The organism is Bradyrhizobium elkanii USDA 76 (assembly GCF_023278185.1).
Taxonomy (GTDB): domain Bacteria; phylum Pseudomonadota; class Alphaproteobacteria; order Rhizobiales; family Xanthobacteraceae; genus Bradyrhizobium; species Bradyrhizobium elkanii.
In genome coordinates, this window is the sequence record NZ_CP066357.1 from 44,788 (window position 1) to 60,240 (window position 15,453).

General features: G+C 61.7%; 9 protein-coding genes and 4 pseudogenes. 9 read left to right on the top strand and 4 right to left on the bottom strand.

Annotated features, from left to right (window positions below; translation table 11 throughout):
• Positions 1-159: 159 nt before the first annotated feature.
• A protein-coding gene (locus JEY66_RS43255; RefSeq protein ID WP_085967151.1) for an IS3-like element ISRj2 family transposase occupies positions 160-1,289 on the bottom strand; the annotation gives its coding sequence in 2 pieces (ribosomal slippage) (positions 160-1,037 and positions 1,037-1,289; 1,131 coding nt in all).
• Between the two features lie 34 nt (positions 1,290-1,323).
• Between JEY66_RS43255 and recD2 the strand changes: the two genes are divergently transcribed.
• The 5 genes from recD2 to JEY66_RS43280 all read left to right on the top strand — a co-directional run bounded on the left by recD2 (position 1,324) and on the right by JEY66_RS43280 (position 7,962).
• Positions 1,324-3,468, top strand: a complete 2,145-nt coding sequence (gene recD2, locus JEY66_RS43260) for an SF1B family DNA helicase RecD2 (RefSeq protein ID WP_051110248.1) — start codon at positions 1,324-1,326, stop codon at positions 3,466-3,468.
• 29 nt (positions 3,469-3,497) lie between these two features.
• The gene (locus JEY66_RS43265; protein WP_018273921.1) at positions 3,498-3,875 is read left to right on the top strand and encodes a hypothetical protein; all 378 of its coding nucleotides are present in this window, start codon (positions 3,498-3,500) and stop codon (positions 3,873-3,875) included.
• Positions 3,876-3,962: 87 nt separating this feature from the next.
• Positions 3,963-6,665: a DEAD/DEAH box helicase gene (locus JEY66_RS43270; protein WP_018273922.1), complete on the top strand. Its 2,703-nt coding sequence runs from the start codon at positions 3,963-3,965 to the stop codon at positions 6,663-6,665.
• The gene (locus JEY66_RS43275) at positions 6,666-7,586 is read left to right on the top strand and encodes an SWIM zinc finger family protein (protein WP_018273923.1); all 921 of its coding nucleotides are present in this window, start codon (positions 6,666-6,668) and stop codon (positions 7,584-7,586) included.
• A gap of 25 nt (positions 7,587-7,611) precedes the next feature.
• The gene (locus tag JEY66_RS43280) at positions 7,612-7,962 is read left to right on the top strand and encodes a hypothetical protein (RefSeq protein ID WP_155258298.1); all 351 of its coding nucleotides are present in this window, start codon (positions 7,612-7,614) and stop codon (positions 7,960-7,962) included.
• On the opposite strand, the gene JEY66_RS43285 is transcribed toward JEY66_RS43280, so the two are convergent.
• Positions 7,940-8,209 carry a hypothetical protein gene (locus JEY66_RS43285; RefSeq protein ID WP_018273925.1) on the bottom strand — a complete coding sequence of 90 codons (270 nt, stop codon included), beginning with the start codon at positions 8,207-8,209 and terminating at the stop codon, positions 7,940-7,942. The genes JEY66_RS43280 and JEY66_RS43285 overlap by 23 nt on opposite strands.
• Positions 8,210-8,290: 81 nt before the next feature.
• Here JEY66_RS43285 and JEY66_RS45340 point away from each other — a divergent pair.
• The 3 genes and pseudogenes from JEY66_RS45340 to JEY66_RS43295 all read left to right on the top strand — a co-directional run.
• Positions 8,291-8,386 (top strand): annotated as a pseudogene (locus tag JEY66_RS45340) (transposase); the annotation flags it as partial.
• Between the two features lie 370 nt (positions 8,387-8,756).
• Positions 8,757-10,124 (top strand): HlyD family secretion protein, encoded by a 1,368-nt coding sequence (locus tag JEY66_RS43290; protein ID WP_018273926.1) that lies wholly within the window; start codon positions 8,757-8,759, stop codon positions 10,122-10,124.
• Entirely contained in the window at positions 10,121-12,067 is a 1,947-nt protein-coding gene (locus tag JEY66_RS43295; protein ID WP_026193421.1) for a glycosyltransferase, read from the top strand. The genes JEY66_RS43290 and JEY66_RS43295 overlap by 4 nt, the downstream gene beginning before the upstream one ends.
• Positions 12,068-12,080: 13 nt before the next feature.
• Here the strand turns inward: JEY66_RS43295 and JEY66_RS43300 are convergent.
• Positions 12,081-12,671: pseudogene (locus tag JEY66_RS43300) on the bottom strand (ACT domain-containing protein); the annotation flags it as partial.
• Positions 12,672-13,007: 336 nt separating this feature from the next.
• Here JEY66_RS43300 and htpG point away from each other — a divergent pair.
• A pseudogene (gene htpG, locus JEY66_RS43305) lies at positions 13,008-14,884 on the top strand (molecular chaperone HtpG).
• Between the two features lie 311 nt (positions 14,885-15,195).
• Here htpG and JEY66_RS43310 read toward each other — a convergent pair.
• Positions 15,196-15,348, bottom strand: a pseudogene (locus JEY66_RS43310) (IS3 family transposase); the annotation flags it as partial.
• Between the last annotated feature and the right edge of the window lie 105 nt (positions 15,349-15,453).

Below are 15,453 nucleotides of genomic sequence, written 5' to 3' on the forward strand. Positions count from 1 at the left end.
TGGAATTGGCACGAGAGCTGGCCCCGGTTGTTTGGACAGCGCCCCGCTGGATTTAAGTGGATTCCTGCCGGGTTATGCTGAACGCGGGGCTTTACGGTTTTGTCGTTGCGTCGGGAGGGCGTAGCCCGACCAGAGCGACGACAAAACCGTCGGCGACGGTCATGCGGCCATCACCATAGCTTGCGTGCCGAAGTAAGCCTCGTCGGGCGTGCGCCCGTCAAGGCTCGAGTGAGGGCGTCCCTGATTGTAGAAGGCCAGATACTTGGCAATTGACGCTCGCGCCTCGGACACGCTGTCGTAGGCGCGGAGATAAACTTCTTCGTATTTGACCGTGCGCCAGAGCCGCTCGACAAACACGTTGTCGCGCCAGGCGCCCTTGCCGTCCATGCTGATGGCGATCTTCGCGTCCAGCAGCACATCGGTGAACTCGAGGCTGGTGAACTGGCTGCCCTGATCCGTGTTGAAAATCTCGGGCCTGCCGTGCTTCGCCAACGCCTCCTGGACCGCTTCGACGCAGAAGGCCGCCTCCATTGTGATCGAGACGCGATGGGCCAGGACCCGTCGGCTGAACACATCGACGACCGCCGCGAGATAGACGAAGCCACGCCGCATCGGAATGTAGGTGATGTCCATTGCCCACGCATGGTCGGGCCGCTCGATCTTCAATCCGCGCAACAGGTACGGGTAGATCTTGTGACCCGGAGCCGGCTTGCTCGTGTTCGGGCGACGATAGACCGCCTCGATCCGCATGCGCTTCATCAGCGTCGCGATGTGGCGGCGACCGGCGTATACGCCCTCCCGCCGCAGCAACGATCGCAGCATACGCGCTCCCGCGAAGGGATAATCGAGATGCAGCTCATCGAGCCGACGCATCAAGGCAAGGTCCTCGGCCGAAACTGGCCGAGGTTCATAGTAGACCGTGCTGCGAGCCAGCTTCAGGACCTTCGCCTGGCGCACGATAGAAAGATCATGATCGCGGTCGATCATCGCTTTGCGCTCAGCAGGCCCGCCTTGGTGAGCGCGCCGGACAAAAAATCGTTTTCCAACGCCAGCTCGCCGATCTTGGCATGTAACGCCTTCAAATCGACCGGCGTCTCGGCCGATGTCTTGTCATGCCCAAACACGCCGGCGGCGCCTTCCAGGAGCTGGTTTTTCCAGATCGTGATCTGGTTCGGATGAACATCAAACAGTTGCGCCAGCTCCGCCAGTGTCTTGTCGCCTTTGACCGCAGCCAAAGCAACCTTCGCCTTGAATGCCGGAGAATGCGTCCGGCGGCTCTTCTTCGTCATCTTCGCTCCTGATTCGCAGCAAGAATCCTCGCCGCTGTCAGGCAGAAAATCCACTCAAGCTACTGTCCGAATTTGCGGGGCCAGCTCTGTTTTGCGGATCAAGGCGCGCGGCCACCGCGAACTGGTCACTGTAGTCGGGCACGCCGCGGTGATCTCCGCTGGCGAGTGGATTACCGCATCGGGCGAATGGATCAATGACCGCACCCATGGCCAACAGTACAGGGCGAAGTTCTTAAAGACCTCGGAACCGACATCACTCGACGGCATCGAGAAATACCTCGGCTCCGGAATGATCCGCGGCATCGGGCCAGTCTATGCCAAGAAGCTGGTGCGCGCCTTCGGTGAGAAAGTGTTCGATACCATCGAGACGGAGCCCGAACGCCTGCGCGAGGTAACGGGCATCGGCCCGGTTCGGGCCAACCGGATCACGGCCGCCTGGGCTGAACAGAAGATCGTTCGCGAAATCATGGTCTTCCTGCACAGCAATGGCGTCGGCACAGCCCGGGCGGTGCGCATCTATAAGACCTATGGCGCGGACGCCGTACAGGTTATGACCGAGAACCCCTACCGCCTCGCGCGTGACATTCGCGGCATCGGCTTCAAGACTGCCGACGCGATCGCGATGAAACTCGGCATCGAAAAGACCGCAATGATTCGGGTTCGGGCCGGGATCTCCTATGGGCTGACCGAGGCGATGGACGAAGGGCACTGCGGTTTGCCGACGGATGAACTGGTGCCGCTTGCCGAGAAGCTGCTTGAGGTCCCGGTGGAACTGGTGCGCATTGCGCTTGATCTCGAACGGATAGCAGGCACAGTCATCGCGGACAGCGTAGGCGAAACGTCATGCGTATTTCTGGCGGGCCTGCATCGGGCGGAGCGTTCGATTGCCGAGCGACTGATCCGGCTTGCGAATGGCACACTGCCGTGGCCCTGGATCAATCCCGACAAGGCACTGCCTTGGGTCGAGCAACGGATCGGGCTTACCCTTGCCGAAAGCCAGGTCGCTGCGATCCGGCTCGCATTGATGTCCAAAGCGTTGGTCATGACCGGCGGTCCTGGTGTCGGCAAGACCACCATCGTCAAAGGTATTCTCCGCATTCTCGCAGCAAAGGGCGTGAGGCTCCTGCTATGCGCGCCGACCGGCCGCGCCGCCAAGCGCATGACCGAAGCGACCGGTTTTGAGGCCAGGACGATCCACCGGCTGCTGGAGGTTGACCCCAAGGGCGGCGGCTTCAAGCGCGGCGAAGACAATCCGCTCGACTGCGACCTGCTTGTTGTCGACGAAGCCTCAATGGTAGACGTCGTGCTGATGCAGTCACTCATCAAGGCCGTGCCAGGCAGATCTGCCCTTTTGATCGTCGGCGACATCGACCAGCTTCCTTCGGTTGGGCCAGGCCAAGTGCTGGCCGACGTCATCTCATCCGGTGCTGTGCCGGTGGTGCGTCTCACCGAGGTGTTCCGGCAGGCCGCGCAAAGCCGCATCATTATCAGCGCACATCGCATCAATCAGGGGGCCATCCCCGATCTCAGCCCGCCCGGCACGGATAGCGATTTCTACTTCGTGCAAGCGGGCGATCCAGAAACCGCCGTACAGCGTATCATCGAGTTGGTGAAGACACGGATCCCCAATCGCTTCGGCCTCGACCCAATTCGGGACATTCAGGTTCTGTGTCCAATGAACCGGGGCGGCGTCGGTGCGCGCTCGCTAAACATTGAACTGCAGGCGGCTCTGAACCCCGCCGGCGAGCGCAAGGTTGAACGCTTCGGTTGGACGTTCGCGTCCGGCGACAAAGTGATGCAGATCGAAAACGATTACGACAAGGAGGTCTATAACGGTGACATCGGTTATATCGACGATGTCAGTTCCGAAGACAGCGAACTCACCGCAAGCTTCGACGGCCGCTCGGTCATTTATGAGTTTGGCGAGCTCGACACGCTGGTGCCGGCTTACGCAGCAACTATCCATAAGAGCCAGGGTTCGGAATACCCTGCCGTAGTGATCCCGGTGATGACGCAGCACTACACCATGCTGCAACGAAACCTGCTCTATACCGGCGTCACCCGGGGCAAGAAGCTGGTCGTGCTGGTCGGTCAGAAGAAAGCCGTTGCCATCGCGGTTCGCAACGTTTCCGGGCGGCGAAGGTGGTCGAAATTGAAGAGTGGCTGGCGTCAAGAATAGCATCGATGCCGACAAGATGAGGGCCGACTATGAATGCGGGCAAAGCGCATAAGATTTGGATCGAACAGTGCGAAGCGGCTCAAACGATCAAGGCGCGATTCGGGCTCACGGCGGCCTTCGACTACCTTGTCGGTGAGAAGTTGATGAGTTTTACCAGTACTGCCTCCAGACATCCCGACTTCGCGCGGGAACTGCCGCGGTTTGTTTCCGAGGTGAGACGCATGTTCGCGCCGGATGAGATCGGCGCACAGTTGGCGCAAATCGAGCGTTCGCAAAACGAAAGGAATGTCGATGTTTTGGAGGAGGATGATCTTCTGCCGGAGAGTCCGGCCGCAGTCGCGGAGTGCGTTCAGCAGTTCATGCGGGTCAAGGAGTTGCTGACCGCGCCCATGCTCGGTACTTCGTGACAGAATGGCGAATTACATCTCGATGTGGCGCGCGGCTCACCCCCAAAATCGCGGACATTTCCGGTGGGATCATAAGGTCTCACCGTCATGATGACGCTGGAACCCGTTCTTACCCCGCATGGTTTGCTGACACTGCGACAAACGGCGCAAGCTCCTGCGTTGGAGCTCAATCAGGGCTTGCGGCTGGAGAAAGCATTTTTACGTGGCTCAGGGCACGGATTGTTGTGGCTCGGCGCCGACGAAGTCGCGACGGTTCTCCCACCGGTGTTGTCGTATTGGCGAGCGCTTGGAATGCGCTACATGACTGCGCTGTGCGCGCTTCCTAGTGTTGGAGACGGCCGTACCAAGCCGCCTGTGCCGATCCCCGCCGATGGCGAGTTGGACACGATGGCAGCGGCTGTTCCGCCGATGACCGGCGCGGAATACCTGACGACGTCTGTCCTGGCCAATCTTTGGCAAGGTATGGATGCGGCCTTTGATGCCGAGTTGGTGCAAGCCAAGCTCTCCCTGCAGGAGTTCCTCAAGAGCCGTCATCCGGCTTGGAATTTGGTTGGGCGCGTTCATTTCAACCTCGCGGAGAACCGGAAGGACGATGAAGCCCCGTTCGCGTTTCTTGCGACCTACACCACCCGACTCTCTGCTGAGGCCAAGGCCCAGCATCTGCCGCTTGGCAAAGCCTTGCAGGAGTATTCCGGTGCGAGGAACCGCCAACGCCTGCTCTCGCTGCTGATGCCCGTCCAGCGCGCCGCCGAGAGGAGCCCTTGGTTGAAGACGTTGGTCAATGCCGGCGATATCTTTCACCCGCTGCGCTGGAGCCCACAACAGGCGCTGCAATTCCTGAAGGATGTTCCCGCAATCGAAAGCGCCGGGGTGGTCGTGCGAATGCCGGCGAGTTGGCGCATGAACCACCCCGCACGCCCGCAAGTGAAAGCAACGGTCGGGGGCAATGCGCCATCACAGCTGGGGATGGACGCGCTGCTCGACTTCCGAATGGAGGTGACGCTCGAGGGCGAAAGCCTCTCGAAGGCCGAGATCAAGCGACTCCTGGCGCATTCCGATGGATTGACCTTAATCCGTGGCAAGTGGGTCGAGGTCGATCATGAACGACTGCATCGCACACTCGAGCAATTTGAGGCCATCGAGCGCCGTGCCGCCGCCGAGGGTCTTTCGTTCGGTGAGGCGATGCGTCTGCTGGCTGGGGCTGGCATTGCCGGAGATAAAACTGCCGCACCAGCCGACATCGATTGGAGCCAGACCGTTGCCGGCCCCTGGCTGGCGGAGACGCTGGCGACCTTGCGCCATCCCGATTGGCTCATGCGGGTCGACCCCGGTCAATATTTTCAGGGTACGCTGCGACCCTATCAGCAGTCGGGTGTGCAATGGCTCTATCTGCTAACGCAGCTCAAGCTTGGGGCTTGCCTTGCCGACGATATGGGGCTCGGCAAAACCATCCAGGTGTTGTCGCTGCTGCTGGTGATCAAGAATGAGGACATGGCACGGAAACCGTGCCTGCTCGTAGCCCCCGCCTCGTTGTTAGCCAATTGGGCCGCCGAGATTTCCCGATTTGCGCCAAGCTTGAAAACAGTCGTGGTCCATCCATCGGCTGCGCCGTCCGAGAAACTGAACACTTACAGTGCGGACAGATGCGCAGATGTCGATCTCGTAATCACGAGCTACGGCTTTCTGATGCGTACGCCTTGGCTAGAAACTATATCATGGCGGTTTGTGGTGCTCGATGAAGCACAGGCCATCAAGAACCCGGCTGCCAAGCAGACAAAATCGGTCAAGAGGCTCAAGGCAGAAATGCGCATTGCGCTCACCGGCACGCCGATCGAGAATCGGCTCGGTGACCTTTGGTCGATCTTCGACTTCATTAATCCTGGCCTGTTGGGATCGTCGAAGGAATTTTCGGCATTCGTCAAACGCCTCGCCGACCGGCCACATAACCCTTACGGTCCGCTCCGCGACCTGGTGCGCCCCTATATCCTGCGACGGCTGAAGACCGACAAGAGCATCATTGCCGACCTGCCCGACAAGACCGAGGTGAAAACCTTCTGCCCCTTGAGCCGCAAGCAGGCGGCGCTCTATCAGCAAGCAGTGGCAGAGCTGGCCGACCAACTCGAAGAGGTCGATGGAATAAAACGGAGAGGCATCGTCCTAGCTTTTCTCATGCGCTTGAAGCAAATCTGCAACCATCCATCGCAGTGGCTCGGCGACGGCGCGTGGAATGAGGAGGATAGCGGTAAGCTTGGGCGTCTGCGCGACATCGCGGAAGTGGTTGCCGCCCGGCAGGAGAAGGCACTTGTCTTCACCCAGTTCAAGGAGGCAACGGCGCCACTAGGGGCGTTCCTGGGCTCCGCATTCGGAAGGCCCGGCCTCGTCCTGCATGGCGAGACAGAGATTAAGAAGCGCAAGGACCTGGTGCGCCAATTTCAGGAAGACGAAGACGTCCCGTTCTTCGTGCTCTCGGTCAAAGCAGGCGGCACCGGGCTCAATCTCACAGCGGCCTCGCATGTCATTCATTTCGACAGGTGGTGGAATCCGGCCGTCGAAAACCAAGCCACCGACCGTGCCTTCCGGATCGGACAGACCAAGAATGTGCTTGTGCACAAGTTCCTTTGTCGCGGCACCGTGGAAGAAAAGATCGACGATATGATCGAGTCGAAGAAACAATTGGCTGGGGATTTCCTCAGCGGTGGAGCTGACATCCTGTTGACTGAGATGAAAGATGAGGCGTTGCTTAAGCTCGTGACTCTCGATTTGGGTGCGGCGATGAAGGAAGTGGGATGAATGAGCTACTACGGGTGGCACGCTTACGTGCCGGTAGCTGAGAAGCGGCGGCAGGCAGAACGCAAGTTGGCCAAGCTCAAGAAGCAGGGACGATCCGTTGCGCCCGTGAGGATCGAGGGACGCAAAATTACCAAGAGCTTCTGGGGCAATTCTTGGTGCGTCAACCTCGAACGATACAGCGACTATGAGAACCGCTTGCCGCGCGGTCGGACCTATGTCCGAAACGGCTCGGTTATCGACCTGCATATTGCCAAGGGCGAGATCTCCGCAATGGTCGCCGGGTCTGAGGTCTACCAAATCAAGATTGCCATCGCACCAATTACGCGGGCACGCTGGAAATCCATCTGTCGGGACTGCGCCGGGACCGTCGATTCGCTAGTTGAGCTCCTGCAGGGCCGCTTGGCGAAAGGCGTGATGGACCGGGTCTGTCGAGAGGGTGACGGCCTGTTTCCGTCGCCGACGGAAATCAAGCTGTCCTGCAGCTGTCCGGACTGGGCGGACATGTGCAAGCACGTTGCGGCAGCACTGTATGGTGTCGGCGCCCGGCTAGATGAAAAGCCTCAGCTTCTTTTTGTGCTGCGTGATGTGGATGAAACTGAAATGCTCGCCAGCGCTGGACAGGATTCTCCGCTAACAACGGCGCCAGGCGCGGCGAAGGTGCTTGATGAAGGCGATGTCGCCGCTCTATTCGGGCTGGAGATGGCCGAAACTCCCGATACCCCAAATCCTGCCTTCACAGTCTCAAAGAGACCCCAACAGTCCAAGTCGCAAAAAGGCAAGATATCTGCCAGAAAGACCAAACGAGCAGCGAAGACAGATGTCGCCTTACATCGTGCGACTCGGGCCTGTTCGGGAACGAAAAAGACAACCCGAGCAAGTGCCAGGAAACGGCGCACTCGGGGATGTCCCGATCGCTGTTGAACTATGTCGGGCCGAGGTTGCCAGAATGAATGTTGCACTAAACCGCTCCGCGGTAGGGAGCGCATGGCTGCGGCCTGAAGGGGGAAGCGCCACAGAGTGCGCGGCAGCGGCATTAACGATCCTTCGCTGCGCGTCGCGCCGTCCGACCCGTGGCCTCGCTGAACAAGTGGCGGGGGATGCTGATTATCGCAAAACGTCGCCGTTCTTCCAGGTGCGTTTCAAAATCTGCCTCCACAAAAATCTCGACGGTCTCCTCACTGGCATGAACTTCGACGCGTACCGGCGCGTCGTCAAAATCCACTTCGTATCGGCGACCATTCTTTCCTCGGATGATCGCGTGCGCCATTTCTATGCTACCTCCGGCCCGGCTTCTTGAGCTTCTTCACTCGGTGCTTCTGATAATCGAGAACGGCCGCTGCAAGTGGCATCGAGCGCGGCACGCTCACAGGTGTGAGGGAGACGACAAGCGCTCTGCCTGTTTCTTCCGAGCGAGACAAATGGCAGATGATGCCGCCCTCGTCACCGGCGTATGACAAATCCCAGACGACGTGGTGCATCCGATCAGCATCGGCAATGACCTTGCCCCTCAGGCTTAATCCAGTTTGAAGTTCGCTCTGGCCCAAGACTGACGTGCTCCCCGCAGATTAGGCCAATCGGAGCTGGAATTTTCCACTTATGATCCCCTTGGGGACGAGGAGAGTTCCATGAAGGCATCGAAGTTCACCGAGGCACAGATCGCTTTCGTTTTGCGTCAGGCAGAGGAAAGGACGCCAGTCGCCGAGGTTTGCCGGAAGGCGGGCTGTGAATCGAGGCCGAACATTGACCCCGCACGCGCGAAGTCAATCACGCGCTTGGGACGCCGATCGGCGTCCGGACCCCACGCCGATTCACACGTCGAGCCTTGCAACCGCTTTACGAGAGCGCGCGGTTTCGTCGCGCCCTGAGTAGAAAATGACTGTTGCAACCGTCTAGGTTGCGTGCAACCATAGGGTTGGGCCTCAGAAACCCAAGCAAGCAAGATAGCATCAGTGGCCATCAATGGGCCAGCGTATAACGGCCCCGTTCGGTGGGACGGTGCTCCCATGTCGAAGGGGCACCCCAAAAGCACATTGGCCGTTCAGGATTACGGTTTCTGAACCCCGCCCGCACTGACAATTCAGGGGCCGGTCAATGAATCAGGCACAGCAGCAGAAGCCCTCTCCTGAAGACAAAGTTTACGTCACCAAGGATAAGGACGCGGGCGCATGCGGATTGCAGCGCGATTTGCAGGATCGGTTGCAGCCGGCGCACGACGAGCCGGTGAGCGAGCCCGTCAGCGATAGTGCTCCCCATCCCGAAGCACCTGCAGGCTCGGGCCGGTGGGTTCGCCGCCTGCTCAAGGTCGGCATTGGCCTTGCGATCGTGGCCGTCTTCGGATGGTTGCCGCTGAAGGCCGTGCTGCAGACTTCGAGCGTCGAGGCCGTGGTCAATGCCAGGATCGTGACGTTGCGCTCGCCGATCGACGGCACCGTGAGTGCGAAGCCGCAGGGCTCCGCGCAACTCAGCGTGGTTCACGAGGGCGACGCGATTCTTCATGTCGTCAACGCGCGCGGCGATCGCGTACGGCTCGATGACCTCCGGCGGCAGATGTCGCGGCTGGAGAACGAGCGCCCGAGCCTGGCCGCCAAGCTCGCGGCCGCCGAGACCGCGCAACAGGACCTCGCCCGCCAGGCGGGCCAGTTCCGCGATGGCCGCATCCTTCAGCTCGAGGCGCGCATCGCCGAAATCCAGTCGGCGATCGAGGCCGCGGCCGCGCGACGGGAGGAGGCCGTGGCCGCCGTCGAGCGGGCCTCTTCACTGATCAAATCGGGCACCGTCTCGACGGTCGAAATGGCCCGCCTGACGCGCGAGCAGGCGATCGCCCAGCAGACCGAGATCGGTGCCCGCCGCCGGCTCGATGCCGCCAAGGTTGAGCTCACCGCTGTCAGGAGCGGCACCTATCTCGGCGACAGCTACAACGACCGGCCGAGCTCCGCTCAACGCGAAGAGGAGATGCGACAGCGCGCCAGCGATCTGCGCGCCGATCTGGCACATGCCGATGCCGAGATCGACTGGCTGACCCACGAGATCGCCGTCGAGCAGCTGCATTACGTCAACCGGGCGGAAGCCGACATCAAGGCGCCGGTCGCCGGGCGTATCTGGGAGATGATGACGTCGCCGGGCGAGGATGTCCGGGCCGGGCAGCCCTTGCTCAAGCTGCTCGATTGCAGCGGCGCCGTGGTCACCGCCAACGTCACCGAAGGCGTCTACAACCGCCTCCGGCTCGGCGAGCAGGCGAGCTTCGAGCCGAATGACGGCAGTGCGGCGATCCATGGTGAGATCGTCAATCTCACCGGCGCATCGGGCGCGCCAGCGAACCTTGCGATCAATCCGGATGCGTTGAACAAAGAACCGTATCGTGTGACGGTCTCGATGCCGGCGCTCGACAGCACGGGCAAGGAATGCGCGGTCGGCCGCACCGGGCGGGTAGTGTTCAACGGGGACGCGGCAAAGTCATGATGGCGGCCTTTGCGCCCGGGCTGGTCGCCTTTGGCGCCTGCCTTGCGATCCTGCCGCTGCTCCGGCGCGAGCACACGCTGGCCCGCGTCATGATGACCGGCGTGTCGTTCGTGCTGCTGCTCCACTACTTCGTCTGGCGGGTGACCCAGACCTTGCCGCCTCCGGGCCTCACCGCCGACGCGCTGGTCGGCTTTCCCTTTGTGGTGGCCGAGGCGGCCTCGATGATCGCGGTGTGCCTGTCATTGCTGTTCCTCTCCAGGACCATCGACCGCTCGCCCGAGGTCAATGCGATCCTTCGCCGATCCAGGGCGTCGACAGATGCGCCGCTCGTCGACGTCTTCATCTGCACCTACAATGAGGAGAAGGCGATCCTGGAACGCACCATCATCGGCGCGACGGGACTGAACTATCCCAATTACCGCGTCTGGGTGCTCGACGATGGGCGGCGGCTCTGGCTGCGCCGGCTCGCCCAGGAGCTCGGCTGCAACTATCTGACCCGTCCGGACAACCGCCACGCCAAGGCCGGCAACATCAATCATGCGCTCCGGCACGTATCCACCCTGCCGGAGAGGCCGGAGTTCATCTCGATCCTCGATGCCGACTTCGTCCCGATGCCGGACTTCCTGACCCGGGCGATCAGCCTGATGCAGGACGGCAGCGTCGGCGTCGTGCAGACGCCGCAGCACTTCATCAATCCGGATCCGATCCAGACCAACCTCGCCGCGACCGACGTCTGGCCCGACGAGCAGCGCTTCTTCTTCGATATCCTGATGCCGGCCAAGGATGCGTGGGGCACCGCATTCTGCTGCGGCACCTCATCGCTGATCCGCTTCTCCGGCCTGATGCAGATCGGCGGCTTCCCGACCGATTCGGTGACGGAAGACTATCTCGTCACGCTGCGGCTGAAGGAGAAGGGGCTGCGCACGGTCTATCTCAACGAGCGCCTGACCATCGGCCTCGCGCCGGAGGGACTGAAGGAATACATCACCCAGCGCGGGAGGTGGTGCCTCGGCTTCATGCAGATCTTCAGAGGCCGCAGCGGGCCGTTCTCGCGGCAATCCAGGCTCGCCTTCATCGACCGGCTGTCGCTGATCGATGCCTTCATGAGCTGGTCGGCGGTCTACGGCACCAAGGTGTTCGGCCTGGTGGTGCCCTGGCTCTATCTGCTGTTCGGGATCAAGGCGGTCCATGCCGATCTGTTCGAGCTGCTGAAATATTTCATGCCGTTCTATGTCTGGCACGCCTTCACGATGGCCTGGATATCGCGTGGCCGCTCGCTTGCGATCATGACCGACGTCTCGCAATACATCGCGGCGCCGGCGGTCCTGAAGGCGGTCGTGACCGGCCTCGTCAAGCCGCAGGGCCACAAATTCAAGGTGACCGCCAAGGGCGGCGACCGCAACCGCCGCTTCATCGAGTGGCCGCTGCTGCGGCTCTATGGCGGTGCCTTGCTGATTACGCTGGTGGCGATCGCCTACGCCTTCATCCTGCACCTGCGCGGCGAAAACATCGCCTATGGCGGACTGGCACTGGCCTGGAGCCTGTACAATTGCGTCGTGCTCGCGATCGTGTGCTTCATCTGCATCGAGCAGCCGCGGCGCCGCAAGGCCGAGCGTTTCGAGCGCGACGAGCCGATCCTGGTTCACGAAGGCGCCGAACCGCGGCTGGTGCGGATGGCCGACATCTCGATTTCGGGCGCGCGCTTCATCGATCCGGCCCCGCCCGCAATCGGCGCCTCGATCAAGTGCAATGTCTACGGCCAGAACGTGAGCGCGACCGTTGTCCGCCGCTCCCGCGACGGCTTCGGCGTCCGTTTCGAGGACGCGGTTGCGACGCGGATCAATGTCGTCCGCGCATTCTATGCCGGTGAATATGTCCGCGCCTTCCGCAGCGTGCGCGCGGCGCCGGTCGGCAAGGCGTTGCTGATGCGGCTGTTCGGCTAGAGCGGGCGGAGCGTCATGCTGCCGGCTTCGCCACCTGGTCCTCGCTCGACAACAGATGCAGTAGCGCGCTCTTGATCGCGGCCTGCCGGGTCGGCGCGGTGATCTGGGCGCCGAGCAGGTCGGTGACATAGAACACGTCGCGGGCGCGCTCGCCGAAGGTCGCGACGTGCGCCGAGGCGATGTTGAGGTTGAGCTTCGAGATCGCGGTCGTCAGCTGGTAGAGCAGGCCGGGGCGGTCGAGGCCGGAGACCTCGATCACGGTGTAGCGGTCGGACCACTGGTTGTTGACGGTCACTTCGGGCTCGACGACGAACGGCCGCGCCTTGCTGCGCACCGCGCGCTTGGCCACCGCCTCGGGCAGCCTGAGCTTGCCTTCCAGCACCTGCTCGATCATCTCGCCGATCCGCGTCGCGCGGCGGCCTTCGTCATCGTCACGGTCGTATTCGCGCGAGATCGAGATGGTGTCGAGCGCGCGGCCGTCGGTCGTGGTGTAGATCTGCGCGTCGACGATGTTGGCGCCGGCCGAGGCGCAGGCGCCGGCGATGATCGACAGCAGCCAGGGATGGTCGGTCGCCAGGATCGTGAGCTCGGTGACGGCGCGGATAGGACAGCGTATCGATTGCGGATCGTGCGTTCGTGGCGATGGCCTCATGGTCGCCACGCCTCATAGCTTCGCAGGCGACGGTTATTCCGAAGCACTCGGTCGCGGGAACGGGGACCACGGACTTTCAGGGACATTTCCTCAAGGGCCACGTCGGAACTTCTGTGGTCGACGGCTCGTTGTGGCCGCGCGGAGCCTCCCGCTTGCGCCCTTCAGTGGGCCTCGGCCGACCTCCAGCCACAGGCGGGAAAGGTCAACAGTCCCATCACGACTCTTGATCCATCGTATTTCTGCGCTATATCCGGGTTTCCCCTTACCCAATTGTGATCCGGTGAATGCATGACGACGTCAGATACGGCTGTGCATACGCAGCCCTTTCAAGCCGAGGTGTCCGAGCTGTTGCACCTGATGGTGCACTCCGTCTATTCGGAGACCGACATCTTCCTGCGCGAGCTTCTTTCGAACGCGTCGGATGCCTGCGACAGGCTCCGCTATGAGGCTATCGCGATCCCTTCATTACTTGGCAAGGGCGAGGCGCTGAAGGTCCGTATCATTCCGAATAAGCCGGCGAATACGCTGACGATCGCCGACAACGGCATCGGCATGGAGCGGCAGGAGCTGGTCGACCATCTCGGTACCATCGCCCGCTCCGGCACCAAGGCGTTCGTGTCGAAGCTGAAGGAGGCCAAGGACGGCCTCGGCCTGATCGGCCAGTTCGGTGTTAGCTTCTATTCTGCCTTCATGGTCGCCGAGAAGATCGTCGTGATCAGCCGCCGCGCCGGCGAGAGTGACGTCTGGACCTGGACGTCCTCCGGCGGCTCCTGATTCGAGATCGCCCGCGCCAGCGACGAGGACGCAGCGCGCGTGGCGCGCGGCACCGAGATCGTCCTGCACCTGAAGGACGACGCGAAGAAGTATCTCGAGACCTACGAGATCGAGCGCATCGTCGGTGCCTATTCCGACAGCATCCTGTTTCCCATCGAGCTTGTGCCCGGTGAGGGCGAGCCGCGCCAGATCAATTCGGCAAGCGCGCTGTGGCAGCGCTCGAAATCCGAGCTGACGGCAGACGACTACAAAAAGGCCTATCAGCAGATCGCTTCCGCCTTCGGCGATCCCGCGATCACGCTGCACTACCGCGCCGAGGGCCGCCACTCCTACGCCGTGCTGCTGTTCGCACCGTCGACGAAGCCGTTCGACCTGTTCGAGCCGAATCGCAAGGGCCGCGTCAAACTCTACGTCCGCCGCGTCTTCATCACCGATGATGCCGATCTGCTGCCGGGTTACCTCCGCTTCATCCGGGGCGTCGTCGACAGCGAGGATCTCCCGCTCAACATCTCCCGCGAGATGCTCCAGAACAATCCGCAGTTCGCGCAGATCCGCAAAGCCGTGGCGACCCGCGTCGTGTCCGAGCTCGAAAGCCTCGCCGAGAAGGACCCGGAGAATTTTGCCAAGATCTGGGATGCTTTTGGCGCGGTGCTGAAAGAAGGCATCTACGAGGATTTCGAGCGTCGCGAAAAGCTGCTGGCGCTGTCGCGCTTCACTACCACGTCAGGCGAGAAGCGCTCGCTCAAGCAGATTATCGCCGATTTCAAGCCGAACCAGACCGAGATCTATTATCTCGTCGGTGACAGCATCGAGCGACTGAAATCCAATCCGCGCTGGAGGCCGCCACCGCGCGCGGCATCGAGGTGCTGTTGCTGTCCGATCCCGTCGACGCGTTCTGGACCTCGATGCCATCGGAGTTCGAGGGCAAGCCGCTGAAGTCCTTGAGCCAGGGCGACCTCAATCTCGACCTGATCCCGCGCGTCGACGAAACGGACGAGGCGAAGGAGGACGAGCCGGCCGCCGATGAAGCGGCCACCATCGCCTTGATCAAGGCCGCGCTCGGCGAGCGCGTCAGTGACGTCAAGGCTTCCACGCGCCTCACCAGCTCCGCCTCCTGCCTCGTCGCAGGCACTGACGGCCCGAGTCGCGAACTGGAGCGCATTCTGTCGCAGCAGAACCGCGGCATGCGCACCAAGCCGATCCTCGAGATCAACCTGCGCCATCCGGTGGTGGCGGCGATTATCAGGGCAGAGGCCGGCTCCAAGGCCGTCGACGACCTCAGCCTGCTTCTGCTCGAACAGGCGCAGATCCTGGACGGCGAACTGCCGGAGCACGCGACGGCCTTTGCAGCAAGGCTGAACCGGCTGGTGCTGCAGGGGCTCGGTAGGTAGCCCAGACACGTGCCTCCGGGTGGATAGATGCAAGACCGCCGCCGCCAATTCGACGAATCTTCTCGCAACACACGGCCGGACCATACATAAGGTCACATCCTCAGAAAGACGCTCGAACTTCACAAGACGGCCGCCGCCGGAGGAATACGGTAAATGTCAGACAGTGCGGCATTCAGATAACGTCGTTGGGCAATTGACCGCAGGTCTCGGCTGCGCTCAGGCAAGTTGCCCGTTTTGACAGCATCTTAGGAAGCTCAACGCTTATAGCATTAAGTTGAGCCGCTGTCCGGCATGGCCGAAGACCGTTTCGGGTCGATGTCCGGCACCGGCCGCGGCAGGTAGTACACGCTGCCGCGGCTGATGTTCAAAGCCTCCGCCTGCCTGGTGATCGACAGCTCGTGCTCACGGTCGATCATCGCTTTGCGCTCAGCAATCCCGCCTTGGTGAGCGCTCCTTCTAAAAAACTATGCGCGGCGCTGCGCTCCCCCTGTGGGATAGAAACGGACCGGCGCTAGATTGCCGACCGGGAGGGAGCGGCCGATACGATTTTGGTGGCACGCGACCCCGTT

Bases quoted from the DNA above. Each gene is read 5' to 3' on its own strand.
- JEY66_RS43295 (WP_026193421.1), top strand. From the start codon at position 10,121: ATGATGGCGGCCTTTGCGCCCGGGCTGGTCGCCTTTGGCGCCTGCCTT.
- JEY66_RS43265 (WP_018273921.1), top strand. From the start codon at position 3,498: ATGAATGCGGGCAAAGCGCATAAGATTTGGATCGAACAGTGCGAAGCG.
- JEY66_RS43280 (WP_155258298.1), top strand. From the start codon at position 7,612: ATGAATGTTGCACTAAACCGCTCCGCGGTAGGGAGCGCATGGCTGCGG.
- JEY66_RS43270 (WP_018273922.1), top strand. From the start codon at position 3,963: ATGATGACGCTGGAACCCGTTCTTACCCCGCATGGTTTGCTGACACTG.
- JEY66_RS43275 (WP_018273923.1), top strand. From the start codon at position 6,666: ATGAGCTACTACGGGTGGCACGCTTACGTGCCGGTAGCTGAGAAGCGG.
- JEY66_RS43290 (WP_018273926.1), top strand. From the start codon at position 8,757: ATGAATCAGGCACAGCAGCAGAAGCCCTCTCCTGAAGACAAAGTTTAC.